21 protein-coding genes are annotated in these 16,652 nt (G+C 69.9%); 6 read left to right on the top strand and 15 right to left on the bottom strand.

The genetic code is table 11. The annotated features are described in order from the left end of the window. Positions 1 to 2 precede the first annotated feature (2 nt). Positions 3 to 2,465, top strand: a complete 2,463-nt coding sequence (locus AC0CH3_RS09985; RefSeq protein ID WP_354303456.1) for a bifunctional diguanylate cyclase/phosphodiesterase — start codon at positions 3 to 5, stop codon at positions 2,463 to 2,465. A 17-nt stretch (positions 2,466 to 2,482) separates the two neighbouring features. Here the strand turns inward: AC0CH3_RS09985 and glsA are convergent, their stop codons facing one another. The 3 genes from glsA to AC0CH3_RS09970 all read right to left on the bottom strand — a co-directional run bounded on the left by glsA (position 2,483) and on the right by AC0CH3_RS09970 (position 5,603). Then, positions 2,483 to 3,421: a glutaminase A gene (glsA, locus tag AC0CH3_RS09980; RefSeq protein ID WP_354303454.1), complete on the bottom strand. Its 939-nt coding sequence runs from the start codon at positions 3,419 to 3,421 to the stop codon at positions 2,483 to 2,485. Between the two features lie 107 nt (positions 3,422 to 3,528). After that, entirely contained in the window at positions 3,529 to 5,193 is a 1,665-nt protein-coding gene (locus tag AC0CH3_RS09975; RefSeq protein WP_354303452.1) for a hypothetical protein, read from the bottom strand. 176 nt (positions 5,194 to 5,369) lie between these two features. After that, positions 5,370 to 5,603: a hypothetical protein gene (locus AC0CH3_RS09970; protein ID WP_354303450.1), complete on the bottom strand. Its 234-nt coding sequence runs from the start codon at positions 5,601 to 5,603 to the stop codon at positions 5,370 to 5,372. Between the two features lie 38 nt (positions 5,604 to 5,641). On the opposite strand from AC0CH3_RS09970, the gene AC0CH3_RS09965 reads away from it, so the two are divergent. Continuing rightward, positions 5,642 to 6,175 (top strand): hypothetical protein, encoded by a 534-nt coding sequence (locus AC0CH3_RS09965; RefSeq protein WP_465237814.1) that lies wholly within the window; start codon positions 5,642 to 5,644, stop codon positions 6,173 to 6,175. A gap of 5 nt (positions 6,176 to 6,180) precedes the next feature. Here AC0CH3_RS09965 and AC0CH3_RS09960 read toward each other — a convergent pair whose 3' ends face one another. The 6 genes from AC0CH3_RS09960 to AC0CH3_RS09935 form a co-directional block, all read right to left on the bottom strand. After that, a complete protein-coding gene (locus AC0CH3_RS09960) occupies positions 6,181 to 6,570 on the bottom strand; it encodes a hypothetical protein (RefSeq protein ID WP_056019683.1) in 390 nt (129 codons plus the stop codon). Positions 6,571 to 6,852: 282 nt separating this feature from the next. Beyond that, on the bottom strand, positions 6,853 to 7,731 hold the full coding sequence (locus AC0CH3_RS09955; RefSeq protein WP_333995875.1) for a flagellin: 879 nt from the start codon (positions 7,729 to 7,731) through the stop codon (positions 6,853 to 6,855). Positions 7,732 to 7,880: 149 nt separating this feature from the next. Then, positions 7,881 to 8,612, bottom strand: a complete 732-nt coding sequence (flgH, locus tag AC0CH3_RS09950; protein WP_354303446.1) for a flagellar basal body L-ring protein FlgH — start codon at positions 8,610 to 8,612, stop codon at positions 7,881 to 7,883. A gap of 14 nt (positions 8,613 to 8,626) precedes the next feature. Further along, on the bottom strand, positions 8,627 to 9,091 hold the full coding sequence (gene flgA, locus AC0CH3_RS09945) for a flagellar basal body P-ring formation chaperone FlgA (RefSeq protein WP_354303444.1): 465 nt from the start codon (positions 9,089 to 9,091) through the stop codon (positions 8,627 to 8,629). Between the two features lie 5 nt (positions 9,092 to 9,096). Continuing rightward, positions 9,097 to 9,885 carry a flagellar basal-body rod protein FlgG gene (gene flgG / locus AC0CH3_RS09940; protein WP_056019693.1) on the bottom strand — a complete coding sequence of 263 codons (789 nt, stop codon included), beginning with the start codon at positions 9,883 to 9,885 and terminating at the stop codon, positions 9,097 to 9,099. A gap of 37 nt (positions 9,886 to 9,922) precedes the next feature. Next, positions 9,923 to 10,684, bottom strand: a complete 762-nt coding sequence (locus tag AC0CH3_RS09935; protein ID WP_333995877.1) for a flagellar hook-basal body complex protein — start codon at positions 10,682 to 10,684, stop codon at positions 9,923 to 9,925. 134 nt (positions 10,685 to 10,818) lie between these two features. On the opposite strand from AC0CH3_RS09935, the gene AC0CH3_RS09930 reads away from it, so the two are divergent. The 4 genes from AC0CH3_RS09930 to AC0CH3_RS09915 are packed head-to-tail and all read left to right on the top strand — an operon-like array spanning position 10,819 to position 13,326. Next, positions 10,819 to 11,361 carry a flagellar basal body-associated FliL family protein gene (locus AC0CH3_RS09930; RefSeq protein WP_354303441.1) on the top strand — a complete coding sequence of 181 codons (543 nt, stop codon included), beginning with the start codon at positions 10,819 to 10,821 and terminating at the stop codon, positions 11,359 to 11,361. Next, positions 11,358 to 12,377 (top strand): flagellar motor switch protein FliM, encoded by a 1,020-nt coding sequence (gene fliM, locus AC0CH3_RS09925; protein WP_056019699.1) that lies wholly within the window; start codon positions 11,358 to 11,360, stop codon positions 12,375 to 12,377. Before AC0CH3_RS09930 ends, fliM begins: the two co-directional genes overlap by 4 nt. Beyond that, entirely contained in the window at positions 12,374 to 12,724 is a 351-nt protein-coding gene (locus AC0CH3_RS09920) for a DUF6468 domain-containing protein (protein WP_056019702.1), read from the top strand. Before fliM ends, AC0CH3_RS09920 begins: the two co-directional genes overlap by 4 nt. Then, positions 12,721 to 13,326, top strand: a complete 606-nt coding sequence (locus tag AC0CH3_RS09915) for a MotE family protein (protein WP_354303438.1) — start codon at positions 12,721 to 12,723, stop codon at positions 13,324 to 13,326. The genes AC0CH3_RS09920 and AC0CH3_RS09915 overlap by 4 nt, the downstream gene beginning before the upstream one ends. 25 nt (positions 13,327 to 13,351) lie before the next feature. Here AC0CH3_RS09915 and AC0CH3_RS09910 read toward each other — a convergent pair whose 3' ends face one another. The 6 genes from AC0CH3_RS09910 to AC0CH3_RS09885 are packed head-to-tail and all read right to left on the bottom strand — an operon-like array spanning position 13,352 to position 16,652. Further along, positions 13,352 to 14,068 carry a PilZ domain-containing protein gene (locus AC0CH3_RS09910; protein WP_354303436.1) on the bottom strand — a complete coding sequence of 239 codons (717 nt, stop codon included), beginning with the start codon at positions 14,066 to 14,068 and terminating at the stop codon, positions 13,352 to 13,354. Between the two features lie 13 nt (positions 14,069 to 14,081). Beyond that, complete coding sequence (locus tag AC0CH3_RS09905; RefSeq protein ID WP_333995880.1) at positions 14,082 to 14,522, bottom strand: flagellar basal body-associated FliL family protein; 441 nt, start codon at positions 14,520 to 14,522, stop codon at positions 14,082 to 14,084. Positions 14,523 to 14,532: 10 nt separating this feature from the next. Further along, complete coding sequence (locus AC0CH3_RS09900) at positions 14,533 to 15,363, bottom strand: flagellar motor protein MotB (RefSeq protein WP_354303434.1); 831 nt, start codon at positions 15,361 to 15,363, stop codon at positions 14,533 to 14,535. Positions 15,364 to 15,367: 4 nt separating this feature from the next. Continuing rightward, the gene (locus AC0CH3_RS09895; RefSeq protein WP_056019714.1) at positions 15,368 to 15,661 is read right to left on the bottom strand and encodes a hypothetical protein; all 294 of its coding nucleotides are present in this window, start codon (positions 15,659 to 15,661) and stop codon (positions 15,368 to 15,370) included. Between the two features lie 35 nt (positions 15,662 to 15,696). Continuing rightward, positions 15,697 to 16,263 (bottom strand): chemotaxis protein CheD, encoded by a 567-nt coding sequence (locus tag AC0CH3_RS09890; RefSeq protein ID WP_056019717.1) that lies wholly within the window; start codon positions 16,261 to 16,263, stop codon positions 15,697 to 15,699. Next, positions 16,263 to 16,652 carry a response regulator gene (locus AC0CH3_RS09885; RefSeq protein WP_056019720.1) on the bottom strand — a complete coding sequence of 130 codons (390 nt, stop codon included), beginning with the start codon at positions 16,650 to 16,652 and terminating at the stop codon, positions 16,263 to 16,265. Before AC0CH3_RS09885 ends, AC0CH3_RS09890 begins: the two co-directional genes overlap by 1 nt.

The raw sequence follows: 16,652 nt of genomic DNA, 5'->3' as shown, positions 1-16,652 counted from the left end.
TCGTGGTCTTCCTCTTCAATCTGCACTTCCACCATTCCCTCTCCCTCGTCGCGGTGGCGATCGGCATCTGCCTGACCGCGGGATGGTCGGTCGCGATGCTGGTGACCGAGCTGGGCGAGGCGCCCGCATCGCGCGCGAGTGGCAACCGGGCGATCCCGTCGGCACGCGCGCCGCTCGACTGGCGGCATGCAGCGCTCGCGCTCGCCGCCGGGCTCGGCGTCTGGGCGACGCACTTCATCGCGATCCTTGCCTATCGCCCCGACCTGTTGCTGCGGTACGATCCGCTCGTCACGACGCTGTCCGCACTGGTCGGGATCGTGCTGGTCGGTGTGCCGATGGTCGTGGTCACGCGCGTGCGGTCGCGCATCGCGCGGAGCATCGCCGCCGCGGCGGCGGGCGCGGGGATCTGGGGCATGCATGCGGTCGGCCTGACGGGGATGATCGACTGCGCGCATTTCTTTTCCTGGCCGACCAACGTCGCGGGGGCCGTCGCGGGCACCGTCGTGCTGGCGTCGTGGCAGGTGCGCCGCCGCTGGGCGAAGCCACGGCTGGCTGCGTGCCTGCTGTTCGCCGGGGCGGTTTGCGTCACGCATTTCGTGTCGCTGTCGGGCGATATCGTGATCGGCAGCATCAACGACGTTCGCGCCGGGCTGATGTCGGCGGGCTTGGTGGCGGCGTGCATGACGTTCGGCGTGTCGGCAGCGTGTCTTGCCAGCCTGCTCACGTTCGCGCGGTTCCGCTCGACCCGCGAGGAAGAGGCGCTCGCGCTGAAGGCGGTGATGGAGAGCATGACCGACGGGCTGGTCTTCATCGACGGCGACGCGCGGTTGCGCCATTTCAACCGGCGGTTCCTCGACCTGTTCGATCTTCCGGCAGGGGTGATCGCGCTCGGTGCCTCGATCGACACGGTCCTCGATGTCATCGCGCGGCATCGCAAATGGTCGCCCGAACTGCGCGCGTCGGTCGGCGACGAGATGCAGCAGTGGGTTGCAGGGGACGCCGATTTCGACCGCGAATGCGTCATGGAGGACGGCCGCATCTACCAGATGCAATCGCGCGCGGTCCCGCCGCAGGGTATCGTCCTGACGTTCACCGACATCAGTGCGGAGCGCCGCGCGCTGAGCAACCTGACGCATCTCGCCTATCATGACCCGCTCACCGGTCTCGGCAATCGCCGGTCGCTGCGCGAGGAGAAGGAGGCGCGGATCGCCGTCGGCGCGCCCTTCTCGCTGCTGCTGATCGATCTCGACGACTTCAAGCGGATCAACGACGCGTTCGGGCATTCGGTCGGCGACACGCTGCTGATCCACGTCGCGGCCGAACTGACGACGCTGCTCCCCACGGGCAGCTTCATCGCGCGGATGGGCGGCGACGAGATCGCGATCCTCACGCACGCAACGGGTGCGGCGGCGACCACGCTCGCCGATTCGATCGTCGCGCGCGTGACGCGGCCCGTCGTCCTCGACGGCTGCCGGCTGATGCCGAGCTGCAGCGTGGGCATCTCGATATTCGACGGCGATTCGACGCCCGGCGAGCTGATGAAGCGCGCCGACATGGCGTTGTACGAGGCCAAGCGGCTTGGTCGCAAACGGTCGCAGGCCTATCTTCCCGGGCTGGCCGAACGCCTCGTCGAACGCCAGCGGATCATCGATGATCTTCACGAGGCGGTGCAGAATGGCGGATTCGAGCTCGCGTTCCAGCCGTTCGTCGATCTCGCCTCGGGCAGGACGACGGGCTACGAGGCGCTGATCCGCTGGAACCACCCCGCGCGCGGTTGGATCTCGCCCGACATCTTCATTCCGATCGCCGAGGATTGCGGGCTGATCGAGGAGATCGGCCGCTGGGTCGTGATGGAATCCTGTCGCCATCTCGCGGGATGGTCGTCGCATTTGCACGTCGCGATCAACATCTCGGCCAGACAGCTGAAATCCGATGCGGTGCTGCACAGCCTCGCTCAGGCGATGCTGGTCCACGGCGTCGCGGCGGACCGCATCGAGGTGGAGATCACCGAAACCGCGCTGATCGCGGACGCGGCGCTGACCGCGTCGATGATCGACCGGATCCGCCGGATGGGGATCCGCGTCGCGCTCGACGATTTCGGGACGGGCCATTCGTCGCTCGCGCATCTTCGCGACTTCCGTTTCGACCGGATCAAGATCGACCGGAGCTTCGTGACCAGCGCGGCGACTGATCCGCGGTCGATGGCGGTGCTGCGCGCGACGGTCGGTATCGGCAAGGAACTCGGCGTGCTGACGCATGCCGAGGGGGTCGAGACGCAGGACCAGCTCGACCTGTTGCGCGCGGTCGGCTGCGAAGCCGCGCAGGGCTATCTGGTCGGACGGCCGGTGATCCCGTTCAGCGACGCGGTCGTCGCCGTTCCCTATGCGGTTCCGTATGTGCTTCCCTGCCCGGCAACGCCCATCGCGCCGCCATCCGCAGATCCGGCCGACGCGATCGCGGCCTGAGCCGACGCGGGGCGACGTCAGAGCATCGGCGGTCCGAACACCGACCAGCCGGTGCGGTGGCTGATCATCTCGAGCGCGCGGACGCCGAGGATGCTGTTGCCATGCTGGTCGAGATTGGGCGACCAGACCGCGATCGCCGCGGTTCCGGGGACGATCGCGAGGATCCCGCCGCCGACACCGCTCTTGGCGGGCACGCCGACGCGCAGCGCGAAGTCGCCCGAGCCGTCATAATGGCCGCAGGTCATCATCAGCGCGAGCACCTTGCGCATGCGTAACGCGACCGCGTCGCGCGCCGCGTCATCGGGCGACCGCCGGGTGGCGGCGAGGTACAGCCCCGCGCGTGCCAGCCCGCGACAGTCGAGCGTGATCGCGCAGTTGCGGACATAGGCCTCCATCACCGCATCGGGGTCGGACAGTAGATTGCCGTGGTGACGCATGAAGCTCATCATCGCGCGGTTGAGGTCGCCGCCTTCCTGTTCCGACGCCATCACCGCTGCGTCATGCGACAGGCGTTCGGGCGCGGCGCGGTTCCGTACCAGCGCGGTCACCGCATCGCGGCCGCTGTCGTTCGCGCCGTTCTCGACCAGGATGTCGACGACGACCAGCGCGCCCGCATTGACGAACGGGTTGCGCGGGAGGCCCTTGGTCCGCTCGAGATCGATGATCGAATTGAACGGATCGCCCGACGGCTCGCGCCCGACCCGCTCGAACACCGCGTCGCCGATCGCCTCCAGCGCGAGATCGAGCGCGAAGAGCTTGGAGATGCTCTGGATCGGAAACCCCGTCGTCGCCGCGCCCGCGGTCAGCACCGACCCATCCGGCAACGCGATGGCGATGCCGATCGGTCCGGGCGCCGCATCCTCGTCCTTGCGCTCCGCCGATGCCTCGATCTCGACGGCCTTCGTCTCGATCTCGGCGACGACGTCGTCGATGATCCGTTGGATAGCGTTCGGCATGCCGGTCCTTTCGAGATACCCCCGGGGGTTCCTCGGGACAGTCGGGGGTCAACGCCCGGAGGCGCCGGCATGATCCGCAGGCGCCGCGCGCGCGTGCGCGGCCGGTATCATCGCGCGCTTGCGGCCTGTCCCGCGGTCAGCAGGTCGGCGACCATCGCTGCCGGGCCCGCCGCGGGCAGCGCCTCGATCGCACGCCCGAGGCGATCGGGATCGACCGTCCCGACCGGCGCGGTCAGCATCGCAAAGACGGGGCCGGTCGGCAGCGTGGCGAAGGCGCGCGCATAGCGGCGGTTGAGACGCTGCAACGCGGGCTCGCGGCCGAGCATCGCGAGCGCGATCGCCTGGCGAAGGACGATGACCTGCGCCGCCTCGGTCAGCGGCCCGGCGGGCAGCATCGCCTCGCCGCTCTGGACGAGCCGCGGCCAGTCGCGCGCATGCCATTGCAGTTCGGCCCCGACCGCGCGTGCATCGCGGCTGTCGGCGAGCACCGCGAGCGCCTCGGCATGCTTGCCGAGCAGTTCGAGCGCGATCGCCTCGACCCGGCGGCGATCGTCGAGGATCGTCTCCGGATAGGGCACCATGCCCGTCTCGCGCAGCACGCGGACCGCGGCGTCGGGCATGCCCGCGAGGATCCGCAACGTGGCGATCCGGACCGCGAGCGGTCCCTGCTCGACGTCGTGCTCGACGCCGCGCAACCGGTGTTCGAGCAACTCGGCGGCGCGCGCGTACAGCCCGGCTTGCTGCAGCCGGTCCGCGAGCATCCAGGCCATCCGGTCGCCCGGTGCGCCGGTCGGCACGAGATCGCGATACTCCCACAACAGACCCGCGGCGGTCGCCAGCGGGACGCGCGAGTCCGCAGCGAGCAGCCCGACGAGATGCGCCTGGACCATCGCCGACAGCGGCACGGCATCGGCGCCGGTCTCGCAATAGCGCAGCAACGCCGCGCCCGTCGCGAGGATCGCGGGTTCGTCGTGACGGCGCAGCGCGAGCGTCAGCGTCGTGGTCAGCGCGCGACGTTCGGTCGGTCCGCCGCGCCAGCGAAACTGGAGCGCGGCCAGCTGGCGCAGTGCGGCGCCCGGCGCGAGCGAGCGGTCCGCCAGCCCGGTGTCGATCACGCCGAGCGTACCTGCGGCGCGCTGTCCGGGATCCGCGGCGCGGCTGGCGAGCGCGAACCAGCGGCGGGCTGCGGCGGGGTGTCCCGCCGCGAGCTCGGCCTCGCCGCGGAGCAGCGCCGCCTCGGGATCGGCGGCCGCAACGGGCTGAAGCCAGGCGATGACCGCGGCGGGCCTGCCCGCATCGATCGCGGCACGCGCGGCGGCGAACAGGAACGGGCGTCGCGCCGACGCCGTGCGCGCGTTGAGCGCGGGCAGGGCGCAGTGCAGCAGCGTCAGCGGCGGTGGTGCGGGCGCGGCGCCGGCCCGCGCGCTGGCGAGGCTGCGCAGCCGCCAGAGGCAGGTCTCGGTGTCGGTGTCGAGCGCGCGATCGTCGAACGCGGCAATCGCGGCGTCGCGCCGGCCGAGCAGCGTGAGTGCGATCCCGCGCGCGCGTCGCCATGCCGCCACGCGCGCGAGCGCCGGATCGTCGGCCGCCATGACATCGAGCACGCCCAGCGCGTCGCCGCCGCGGTCGCGCGCGATCAACGCCTGTGCATAGCGCCACCGCGTCGCCTGGCGGGTCGCCGGGGTCGCGCCCGCCAGCGCACGCCATGCCGCGGCTTCGCCCAGCGTCGGCCAGGCCGCAGGACCATGACCGAGCGGCTGGCGTGACAGCACGGCCGCGAACGGAGACGGCGCATGTCGCGGCGGTGGGGGCGGCGACGAAGCGGGCGGCGACGAAGCAGGCGGGGGCGGATGGTCGGCGCGAGCGGGCACTGGCGCGTGTTCCGCTGCAAGGGCCGGCGCCGCGATCCCCAGCACTATTGTCGCCGCGAGCAGGGCGCGTAATCGCATCACACGATCGCCAGCGTGACCGCGATCGCACCCGCCGCCGCTGCACCGAGAAAGAGCAGCGTGGAGATGATCGTCGCGCCGCGCGTCGTCGGCGTGCCGTCCCGTTCGGTGGGCTGTGCCGACGCGGGTGGCGCGATCGGGCGGGCGGGGGGGCTGTCGTTGCGACGGCGCGCGGCAGCGTCGCCGGCGTTGGCGACGATTTTGACCCGCGCCGGCTTCTGATCGTGGCTCATCGCGCTCCCTGTCCCTCTGCTTCGCCTATTATAGAGGGATGAAGCCGCGCACCGTCGGGCGGCGGACGGTATTCCATCGCCGCCGGACAGGCGCGGCGATGAAGCTGGAGACTGACCCAATGCACGCGTTCGGCCTGTGTCCCTCGCCGCGATCCTGCGCCCGCTGGCTCGGTGCGCTGGCCATCGCCTTATCCTGGAGCGCGGCGGCGTCGGGATCGAAACCTGGCGGGCATTCCGGGGGCGGCGAGGGCGGCGCGGCGGCACCGCATTTCGTCGCGATGGCGCCGCTCGACGTACCGATCGTCGAGGGCGACCGGGCCGATGGCCGGCTGAAGATCACGCTGGTGCTGGAGGCGACGGATGCGGCAGGTGCCAGCGCGCTCGAGACGCGGCTGCCCGAATGTCGCGAGGCGGCACTCGCGGCGAGCATCGAGTTCGCGCGGTTGCGCGCGTCGCCATCCTCGCCGGTCGATGCGCAGCGGCTGGCGAACGATCTGTCGATCGCGCTGCGGCCGGTCGATCGCGCGATCGCCGCGGTGCTGCTGGTCGAGGTATCCGCGCGGCGCGCCTGACCGGATCAGCCGGCTGCGGCCCGGTTCTGCTCCATCGCGGCCTGCTCGATCGGGGCCTGCTCCATGCGGGCCTGCTCGATACGCACCTTTTCGAGACGGGACGGGCGACGGTTGCGTGGCGCAGGGCGCGTCGGTGGCGTCGATCCTGCCACCGCGCCCGACAGCGGCCGCGCCGCGCGTCGACACGTGAAGTCGTGCATCGTCACGCCGTCGATCCGTGGTGGCTGGAGCAGCAGCGCGATGCAGTCCGCGATTTCGGGATCCTGTTCGCTGCCGATCGTGTCGACGACGTCGTCGATCGTCATCCCGGGTGCCGCCATCGCCGCCGCCGCCGCCGCGCGCCACAGGACGCTCGGATCGGACACGGAAAGCGACAGCGAGACGCGGTAGTCCATGGTGGCATCCTCTCCTGGCAGGCGGCCCTTGTTCCGCGCCGTCCTGCTGCAACCAGCCGGTGCGACCTTCTCCGGGGCGCTCCGAGCGTGTCGTCGGGGATCACCCGCCGACGCACTGACCAATACGCCAATCCACCGACGCTTGAAGTAAGGGAAAATCCCTAGGCGGACCGCGCCGCCTCGAAACGCGAAAAACCGGAGCAGCCCTTGCAGGCTGCCCCGGTTCCCCATGTCCCGGCCGGTGCGTCTTGGGGGACCCGGCCGGTCCGTGTGCGCCCCGGCTTACCGGAACAGCGACGTGATCGTCTGCGGCGCCTGATTGGCGATCGACAGAGCCTGCACGCCAAGCTGCTGCTTGACCTGCAGAGCCTGCAGCTTCGCCGATTCCTTTGCCAGATCCGCGTCGACAAGCTTGCCAACGCCGCTTTCGATGGCGTCCGACAGCTTGCTGGTGAACGTCATCTGTGCGTCGATCTTGCGCGATCCCGAGCCGAGATCGCTCAACTTGGTGTTGAGCGAGCTGCCGAGCGTATCCAGGGTATCGACCATCGCCTTGGCCTTTGCCGCCGTGTCGATTTCCGAGTCCTGGCCGAGCACACCGGTGCCAGCACCCGCGGACGCGGTTTCCGTCGCCGGCAGGTCGATTTCCTGGTTGGCGATGGAGAGCGTATCGGGATCGTAGGTGTCGGTGCCGGTTGCCTTGTTGGTCAGCGACTGCAACGCACTCACGGTGCCGCCGCCGGTCTTGAGCAGGTTCGTACCGTTGAACTCGGACGAGTCGACGATCGTGCTGATCTGGTCGCGAAGGGCGGTGAAGTCCTTGTTGTACGCAGCGCGGCTCTCGTCGCTGATGCCATCGTCCGACGCCTGCTTGGCAAGCGTCTTCATCTGGTTGACGACGTCCGAGATCTGCTCTGCGCCTGCGACCGCAACGTCGGCCACGCTCTTCGCCCGGCTGAGCGACGAGCTGACCGCCTTCAGGCCACCCAGATCGCCGCGAAGGCCCTGGGCGATCGTGAAGGCCGCCGAATCGTCCTTGGTCGATGCGACGTTCAGGCCGCTGTTGATGCGGCTCTGCACGACGGACAGACCCTTGCTGGTCTCGTTGAGGGCCTGGAGGGCCGCCATCGCGCCAACATTGGTATTAACGGACATTCCCATGATATTCTTCCTTCTGGAATAGTCGGTCGCTTCTGCGTCCTTGAGCCGTACGGCGGCTCGCCGACGGGGCGGTCAGGTCCGACCCGCCCCTTATTCTGGGAAGGAATCCGGACACTTGGTCGCGGTGCGCGGATTATTTGCAGCGCGCATCAGAACGGGAACAGCGCGTCGTAGATCTGCTGCCCCCAGCGCGCCTGTTGCGCCTGCGTCAGCTGTCCGCGGCCGCCATAGCTGATCCGCGCCTCGGCGATCTGCGTGTGGCGGATGCTGTTGTCGCGGCCGATGTCCTGCGGTCGCACCATCCCCGTCACGATCAGCTCGCGCAGCTCGTAATTGACGCGGATCTCCTGTCGGCCGCGGATCATCAGGTTGCCGTTGGGCAGCACGTCGGTGACGATCGCGGACATCGTCATGCTGATCGTCTCGGACCGGCTGATGTTGCCCGACCCGTTGAACTGCGACTTGGAACTCCCCGCGATCAGCGGATCGGGCTTGGCGATGCCGAGTCCGAGCGCGGCGGACAGCCCCGCATTCTCCGAGCCGCCACGCGTGCGCGCGGTCGTGTTGCCGACCTCGGCGCGGTCGGCGACGTTGATCCGGACGGTCAGGATGTCGCCCTTGTGCGACGCGCGCTGGTCGCCGAGGAACGCGCCCGCGCCCGCGCGGAACAGCGAGGCATCGGGGGGCAGCGCCGCCATCGCGGGCGGAGGCTCGCGGCGGCGGGGCTGGCCCAGCGAGTCTTCGGTCAGCGGTGTGTCGACCGCGGTCATCTCGCTGAGCCTGGGCGCCTTGCCGATCGTTTTCAGCTGGCCGAGCGTGCCGCATCCCGACACCGCGGTCGCGCCCGCGAGGATCAGCAGCAGCGTGGACGTCCTGGTCATCGCATTCCCCTTCGTCATTGGCCGGCGATCCGGACGCTGCCGGCACCGTCGACGACAGCATCGACGCTGTGGTTGGTCGACAGCGCGACGACGCGGACGACGTCGCCCATCCCCCCCGCGGCGAGCGCGCGGCCTGCGGTGCTGATCGCGAAGCCGCGGCCGCGCAGCGACAGCGTGATCGCCTCGCCGCGGTGGACGAGCCGCGGCGTGACGAGATCGCCCGCGCGCACCACGCTCCCCGCGGGCAGCGCGCGCACCGCCTCGCGTCCGCTCGCCTCGTCGGGCCCCAGCGCACCGTGCGCGGTCGCTGCGGCGCGGGGCTGCCGATCGAAATCCGCTGCGGCGAGGATATCGCCGCGCGCGACCGGGTGCAGCAGGATCGCGACCTGTATCTCGGTCGGGTCCGCGGCCAGCGCCGGCGCCCCCGCGCCGCACGCCACCGCAACAAGCGCCAGCGTGCGGGCGACGGCAACGCGCACGCAGCTCATCGCAGCTGGCTCGACGTGGCGAGCATTTCGTCCGCGGTCTTCACCACGCGGCTGTTCATCTCGTACGCGCGCTGCGCGGTAATCAGCGCGGTGATCTCGGAGACCGGGTTCACGTTCGACGCCTCGACGAAGCCCTGCAGCGTGTCGCCGAACCCGGGCTGGCCGGGGGCCCCGATCGTCGCCTGGCCCGAAGACGCGGTCTCGAGGAAGATGTTGCCGCCCTGCGCCTCGAGCCCCGCCTCGTTGACGAACGTCGCGAGCTGCAGCTGTCCGACGGTCTGCAGCGCGGGGGTGTTCGCCAGCTTGACCTGGACCTCGCCAGTCTTCGAGATCGCGACGTCGACCGCCTCGGGCGGGATGACCATCGCGGGCTCGACGCGGAGACCGTCGGCGGTGACCAGCTCGCCCTGGTCCGACAGCTGGAACGAGCCGTCGCGCGTATAGCCGATCTGCCCCGATGGCAGCGTGACCTGGAAATAGCCGCGGCCCTGGATCGCGATGTCGTAGCGGTTGCCCGTCTGGTTCGGCGCGCCCTGTTCGGTGATGCGGTAGACGCCGCCGGTCTTCACGCCCGCGCCGATCTGGATCCCGGTCGGGACCTTGGTCTGCGAATCGCCGCCCGCCGCCGAGCCGGGCCGCGTTTCCTGCTGGTAAAGCAGGTCCTGAAACGCCGCGCGCTGGCGCTTGAACCCCGTGGTGTTCATGTTGGCGATATTGTTCGAGATGACGTCGACGTTGGTCTGCTGGGCCAGCATCCCGGTGCTGGCGATCGAAAGCGTGCGCATGTCGCGGCCTTTCTGGTGGGGGTCTGGAAGGGGAGGGTCAGCCGAGCTTGCCGAGCCGGTCGATCGCGCGGCGGCGCATGTCCTCGATGTCCTGCGACATCTTCATGCTCGTCTGGTACGCGCGCAGGATGTCGACCATCGCGGTGGTCTCGACGATCGGCTCGACGTTCGATCCCTCGATCCCGCCCGTCCTGAGCGTGGTTTCCGCGGCGCCGAGCTCGCGTCCGCCGGTCGCCGCCATCAGCCCGTCGCCGCGCGGGCTCACGCCGCGTTCGTCGTCGAACACCGTCACCGCGATCCGCCCGAGGACGCCGTCCTTGGCGGTCACCGTGCCGTCGGTGCCGATCGACAGCGTGGACAGCTGTTCGGGCGGTACCGTGATCGGCGTCCCGCCTTCGCCAAGGATCGGCAGCCCGCCGGCGGTGGTCAGTTCGCCGTCCTGGCTGATCCTGACGAACCCTGCGCGCGTATAGGCGGTGCCGCCGCCGGGCGCCGCGACCGCCAGATAGCCCGGGCCGTCGATCATCAGGTCGAGCGCGCTGCCGGTCGCCTGGAAGCTGCCCGAGGCGGTGTCGTGCATCGCGCCGTAATCGAGCACGTACGAGGTCGTGCGCGCGTTCGACGGCGCCGATGGTGCGCTCGCCGCCGGGCTGTCGTCGCGCGCGACATATTCGCGGAACACCGGCCGTTCGCGGCGGAATCCCGCGGTGTTCATGTTCGCGATGTTGTTCGCCGCGACGTCCAGCCGCCGCTTGAGCGCCTGTTCGTGGCTGAGCAGAACATAGGAGGAGATATCCATTCCGGCCGTTCCCGAAAAAACCGATTTCATCGGCCGCTAGGCAAAATCTGCCTGCTGCCCGTCCTATAATAGGCGGGAATGCGAGAGCCCGGTTCGCCCGGGCCCGAGAATCACCGGGGACAAGGAGACGCCGTGTGGCGGACGACACCAGTATCGAGCCGGCCGAGGGCGACGCGATCGTCGTCACCACCGCCAAGCGCCGGATCACGCGCAAGACCGCGATCATCGGTGCCGTGGCCGCGGTCCTGCTGCTCGGCGGCGGCGGCGGCGCGTACATGATGTTCGCAGGCGATGCGCCGGCCGAGGCCGAGGCGCCGGCCGGCGCGCACGGTGGCGGCGGCGAGGCGGAAGCCGAGGGCGGGCACGAGGGCGGCCACGAGCCGTTCGACGTGCCGCCGATCATGGTCAACCTGCGCTCGGTCGATGGCGCCGCGCATTTCCTCAAGGTGCATGTGATGCTCGTCCCCGGCCCGAAGGCGACCGAGGAAAGCCTCAAGGCCAGGCTGCCGCTGGTGCTCGACGCGTACCAGCCGTTCCTGCGCGAGCTTCGGCCCGAGGATCTCGCCGGATCGGCCGCGGTGTTCCGGATCAAGGAGGAGCTGTTGCTGCGCGCGCGCGAGGCGCTGGGCGAAGGCCAGGTCGACGGCGTCCTCGTCCAGGACCTGATCCAGCAATGAGCGACGGTTTTGCCGATCTCGACGATTTCGCGCTGCCCGATCCGCCCGTCGCGGGGCCGATGGGCGGCGCGTTCGACCAGGCGGGGATCGATGCGCTGTTCGGCGACGTCGGCCCTGCGCGCGCGCGCAGCGGGCTGAAGGCGGTCATCGAATCCGACGTCATCACCTATGAACGGCTGCCGATGCTCGAGGTGGCGTATGACCGGATGGTCCGCCAGTTCGCGACGTCGATGCGCAACCTGACCTCCGACGCGATCGACGTCAGTCTCGAGGAGGTCACCTCGATCCGCTTCGGCGATTTCATCGGCCGCGTCGCGCTGCCCGCGATGATCGGCGTGTTCCGTGTCGAGGAATGGCGCAATTACGGGCTGATCACGGTCGATTCGAGCCTGATCTACGCGGTGGTCGACGCGCTGCTCGGCGGCCGGCGCAGCGGTGCGCGGCCGGTGATCGACGGGCGCGGCTTTACCGGAATCGAGACCGGGCTGGTCGCGCGGATGATCAATCTGGCGCTCGACGACCTCGGGGCGGCGATGCACCCGATCACGCCGGCGACGATGACGCTGGAGCGGATCGAGACCAGCCCGCGCTTCGCCTCGATCGCCGGCCCCACCAACATCTGCACGGTGGCGACGTTGCGCGTCGACATGGACGGGCGCGGCGGCTGCTTCAACGTGCTGCTGCCCTATGCGACGATCGAGCCCGTCCGCTATCTGCTCGCGCAGCGGTTCATGGGCGAGACGCTCGGGCCTGAGAATATCTGGGGCGCGCACATGGCGTCCGAGATCCGCAACACGCAGGTCGCGCTCGACGTCGTGCTCGGCGAGACGTCGATGACGCTCGGCGACGTCCGCGCGCTGAAACCCGGGCAGACGATCAGGCTCGGCCGCCGGCCCGACGAACCGCTCGAGGTGCATGTCGGCGGCGTCCCGCTCGCGCGCGCGACGATCGGCCAGCGCCGCAGCAACATCGCCGTCCGGCTTGCCACCGACGTAGCCAGAGGACCTTTGACATGAGCTTCGCCACCGCCACCAACATCGTCACCATCATCCTGTGCGCTGCCGTCCTCGTGCAGAGCATGCGGATGATGCGGTCGCTGCGCGCGGTGCGCGGCGGCGCGATCGCCGAGATGGTCGCCGCGCTCGACACCGCGACCGGCGAGGCGCGATCGGTGCTGTGCGAGCTGAAGACCGCGCTCGGCGGATGCGTCGACGTCGCCCGCCCGCTCGGCGAAGCGCGCGAGATCGCCGACGAGCTCGCGGTCATGATTGGTATCGCCAACGCCTCGGCGGACCGGATCGCCGAGGTCGCCGGGGCCGCCTCGGCGGGCAGCGACACCGCCGCGCTGGACCGCGCCGCGTGATCGGTCGTCCCTCGCTGCTGGTGATGACGGCGGTCGCCGCGGGGTTGGCGACGGTCGCCAACGCGGTCGGGCTCGCGGGTGCCGACGAGGCCGGCGCGCCCGCAAAGATCACGTCGCGGCTGGGCGTCGCGATCGCCGACGATACCTCCGCGCGCGACCAGGCGGCGACGCGGCGCGGGCGGACGCTCGACCTGCGTGAACAGGCGGTGCGCGCAGCGGAGATGCGTCTGAAGGCGAGCGCGGGCGCGTCGAACCCGGCGGCCGCACCGCCCCCGGCAACGGCGACGGCGGGAACCCCCACGCCCGACCAGTTCGACGATCTCGCCCGGATCTATCAGGCGATGAAGCCCGCGGCGGCGGCGCCGGTGATGGAACAGCTCGATCTCGACGTGCAGATGCGCGTGGCGCAACGGATGCGCGAGCGGTCGACGGCGATGATCATGGCGGCGATGACGCCCAAGGGGGCGGCGGCGCTGACGATGGCGATGGCACGCCGCCAGGCCTATGCCCGCCCGCCGGCCGGCAAGCCGCAGGGTCAGCCGGGGGCGGGGTCGGCGTCCTCGGGAGCGGGGCCGAGATCGGGGAGCGCGCGACCGCGCTGACGCGGGCGTCGCGAACCGGGTCCGGTCAGCTGGTCGCGGCGGCCCGGTCGGCCTGCGCGCGCTGCCACGCGACGATATCGGCGAACGAGAAGATCGCGTGGAAGGCATAGCCTGCTCGATCCGCCGTCGCCCAGCGCAGCGTCGCCTGGCGCGGCGGCAGCCCCGCGATCGTGATCCGGACGACCGAATCCGTCGCGCCCTGCACATCGCCGATCAGGCAACACCCCGATTGCGAGAGGTTGTGGAGGCGCGCGCTCATCGTCCGCCCGTCGTGCCAGAGCGTCGCGGCGGCATCGGCGGCGATCCGCGGTGCGCGCGGCGTCAGACCGGTGCCATCGTCGCTGGGACGCAGGAAGCTCTCGACGTCGATGCTCGCGTCGAAATGGATTCCGATACGCGTTCCGTCGTTCCAGGCGACCTTGCCCTCGACCACCGCGAGATTGCGCAGCTCGATGCGGACGCGGTCGCCGCGAATCAGTCGCGCGTCGCACTCGACGTTCATGCCGTTGGCCGAGATGTTGCGCGCGCGGCATAAATGGTCGCCGGTCGCCGCGCTCAGCCGCCCGATCAGCAGGATCCGCGTCAGCCGGTCCTCGCGCGGCGCAAAGGTTCGCGCCGGTTGGGCTTCAGCCGGTATTGCTTCAGAATATGTAGGCGGATCAATAATGTAGGTTGGTATGGCTACGGGATCGGCATCGTTCCGCGGCTCCGGCACCAGCGGATAGTGAGCCTGTTCGATCATCCCCGGGTCCCCTTCATGCCGGCTCGGCCTTGGTGATTGCGACTTTTCGCACTGCACCACGACCGAACGCGTCAACCGCCGCAGCGCCCACGACGCGCTGCAATTCCGCGATATCGGGTAGCATGCCATCGGGGCCCGCCGCCAGTGGAACACGGTAGGAGCGCATGTTTATGGCATGTCGGAGCAGCGGCAGCCGTTCGGTCACCCCCGGCGCCTCGTCGATCGCGACCTCGAGCCCTGCGTCGAACCGGACATAGCCCGTAAGCCGGCGATCGCGCAGCACGAGCGGCGCCAGCATCTGATCGACGGTGACGAAGCTCGTCTCGACCACGACCGGCGCGGCGGGCTTCGCCGTCGCGGAGGGGGTGACGAACCGGCTGGTCGCGACCGCCGCGCCGCCGCCCACGCCCACGCCGGCGACGAGCAATAGCAGCGCGCGCACGATCGGTTTCATAGGCCGGTCCTCAAAACCTGAAGCTCGCATCGGTCGGCAGCGACGACGCCGTCGCCTTGGCGACGATCGTGATCCGCCGGTTTTCCGGGCGATCGGGCTGATCGGGATAAACGGGCTTGGTGTCGGCCATCGCGACCAGCTCGGCAAAGCGTCCGGCGGGAAGTCCGGCCGCGATCATCGCGGTGCGCGCCGCGATCGCGCGGTCGCCCGACAGCCGCCAGTTGCCGTCGCCGCCGCGCGCATCGGTATGACCCTCGATCGCGATCGGCGCGTCCGACTTTGCCAGCCTGGTCGCGACGCGGGCGAGCAGGTCGCGGGCAAAGCCGTTGAGCTCGGCGGTCCCCGGGCGGAACATCGAATGCGCGGCGGTATCCATCAGGCTGATCCGCAGCCCGTCGCGGTCGCGCTCGACCTGAGTCGCGACCCGCCCGCGATCCTCCGGCGGCAGGCTGTCGATCGCGATCCGCATCTCCTGCGCGAGCACGCGGAGCGAGGCATCGGGGATCGTCGCGGTCCCGCCGCGGGCGACCACCGCGACCGTGTCGGGGGTGTCGCCGCCGCGGGCCGGGCGCGTGCCGACGCTGGCGCCGGTCCCCGCGCCGTCGGCACCCGCCGATCCGGCACCGCCGCCGCCGCTGCTCGGCGTGAAATATTCGGCAAGCCCCTTCAGCCGCGACTTGTCGGGATTGCTGATCAGCCACAACAGCATGAAGAACGCCATCATCGCGGTCACGAAATCGGCATAGGCGACCTTCCACGCGCCGCCATGATGCGCCGCCCCGCCGCGCTTGATCTTGCGGACGATGATGATCGGACGCGTGTCCGCATTGTGGGCCGCCACCGGATCAGCCCGCCTTGCCGAGCGCCGCGCGCAGCCGCGCCTGGACCGCGCCGAGCTTCACGGTCGTCACCGCATCGTGCGAGCCGACGCCCGCCGCCATCCGGTCGAGCAGCGCCGCGCTCTCGTCGGTATACTGGACGAGCAGGTCGAACGCCTGGAGCTGTTCGACATAGTTGGTCGCGAAATGGTCGTCGCAGATCAGCAGCTCGGCAAGCTGTTCGATCAGCTTGCGGACGTGGCGCAGCTCCTCGGCCAGCGCCGACTGGAGAAGTGCCGCAAGAGTGTCGGAATCGGCCATGTTCGGTTCGCAATCGTGGCTTGAAGAAAACGGGGTCAGAACAGTTCGACGTCGCCGTCGACAAGCGGCATCGGCGCCAGGATCGGTACCGGATCGGCGACGAAGCTCGATCGGGTCTTGCCTTCGTAGGGAAGGAATTCGAGCTTGCGCGCGCGACTGCCGCCGACGTCGACATGGCCGATCGCGATATTCTCGGTCTCGATGAAGCGGCGCGCGAACGCGGCGTTGCTCGACCCGATCTTGCCGAGCCCGGCGATGATGTTCGCGCCCCCGTAGATGTGCGCCCGCAGCGCGTTGCGCGACGCGCCCGCCTTCATCATCGCGTTGATCAGCAATTCCATCGCGTGGATCCCGTAGCGCGACAGCTCGCCGGGACGGACATGCTGATCCGCACCCGGTTCGCCGAGCAGGAAGTGATTCATCCCGCCGACATGCGCCGCCGCGTCGTGGAGGCACACCGCGATGCACGAGCCGAGCAGCGTCGCGATGACCGCGCCGGGCCGCGCGACCGCGACATGCTCGCCCTGGACCAGCGTGATGCGGTGCCGGGGCGCGAGCGATCCCGGCGGGCGCGGCGGCGCTTCGGAGAGGTTCCCGGGCATCAGGACAGCGGACCGAACACGCGTTCGATCTTGTCCTTGAGCGAGGCCGGTGCGAACGGCTTGACCAGGTAGTTGTTGACGCCGAGCGCCGCCGCCTTCTGGACGACCTCGCGGTCCGACGATCCGGTCAGCATGATGAAGACCGTCTTGCCGATCACCGGATCGCCGCGCACCGCCTCGAGCAGCTGCAGTCCGTCCATGTCGGGCATGTTGTAGTCGGAGATGATCAGGTGGACGCGCTCGGTGCGCACCGCCGCGAGCGCCTCGGCGGCATCGCCCTTGTCGCGCACGTCGCGGAAACCGAGATCCTGCAGCGACCGGCGGATCATCGCCCGCATGCTCGCCTGATCATCGACCACCATCACTTTTATCTGGGATGCAGCAGGCAT

The organism is Sphingomonas sp. AC449, assembly GCF_979253475.1.
This window is presented reverse-complemented; position numbering and strand designations above follow the sequence as displayed.

What these genes read in the sequence shown, in the direction of transcription:
- AC0CH3_RS09910 (WP_354303436.1), bottom strand. Translation starts at nt 14,068, where the DNA reads ATGATCGAACAGGCTCACTATCCGCTGGTGCCGGAGCCGCGGAACGAT.
- AC0CH3_RS09895 (WP_056019714.1), bottom strand. Translation starts at nt 15,661, where the DNA reads ATGGCCGATTCCGACACTCTTGCGGCACTTCTCCAGTCGGCGCTGGCC.
- AC0CH3_RS09920 (WP_056019702.1), top strand. Translation starts at nt 12,374, where the DNA reads ATGAGCTTCGCCACCGCCACCAACATCGTCACCATCATCCTGTGCGCT.
- fliM (WP_056019699.1), top strand. Translation starts at nt 11,358, where the DNA reads ATGAGCGACGGTTTTGCCGATCTCGACGATTTCGCGCTGCCCGATCCG.
- AC0CH3_RS09890 (WP_056019717.1), bottom strand. Translation starts at nt 16,263, where the DNA reads ATGCCCGGGAACCTCTCCGAAGCGCCGCCGCGCCCGCCGGGATCGCTC.
- AC0CH3_RS09955 (WP_333995875.1), bottom strand. Translation starts at nt 7,731, where the DNA reads ATGGGAATGTCCGTTAATACCAATGTTGGCGCGATGGCGGCCCTCCAG.
- flgG (WP_056019693.1), bottom strand. Translation starts at nt 9,885, where the DNA reads ATGCGCACGCTTTCGATCGCCAGCACCGGGATGCTGGCCCAGCAGACC.
- AC0CH3_RS09970 (WP_354303450.1), bottom strand. Translation starts at nt 5,603, where the DNA reads ATGAGCCACGATCAGAAGCCGGCGCGGGTCAAAATCGTCGCCAACGCC.
- AC0CH3_RS09935 (WP_333995877.1), bottom strand. Translation starts at nt 10,684, where the DNA reads ATGGATATCTCCTCCTATGTTCTGCTCAGCCACGAACAGGCGCTCAAG.
- AC0CH3_RS09905 (WP_333995880.1), bottom strand. Translation starts at nt 14,522, where the DNA reads ATGAAACCGATCGTGCGCGCGCTGCTATTGCTCGTCGCCGGCGTGGGC.
- AC0CH3_RS09885 (WP_056019720.1), bottom strand. Translation starts at nt 16,652, where the DNA reads ATGCCTGCTGCATCCCAGATAAAAGTGATGGTGGTCGATGATCAGGCG.
- flgH (WP_354303446.1), bottom strand. Translation starts at nt 8,612, where the DNA reads ATGACCAGGACGTCCACGCTGCTGCTGATCCTCGCGGGCGCGACCGCG.
- glsA (WP_354303454.1), bottom strand. Translation starts at nt 3,421, where the DNA reads ATGCCGAACGCTATCCAACGGATCATCGACGACGTCGTCGCCGAGATC.
- AC0CH3_RS09960 (WP_056019683.1), bottom strand. Translation starts at nt 6,570, where the DNA reads ATGGACTACCGCGTCTCGCTGTCGCTTTCCGTGTCCGATCCGAGCGTC.
- AC0CH3_RS09965 (WP_465237814.1), top strand. Translation starts at nt 5,642, where the DNA reads ATGAAGCCGCGCACCGTCGGGCGGCGGACGGTATTCCATCGCCGCCGG.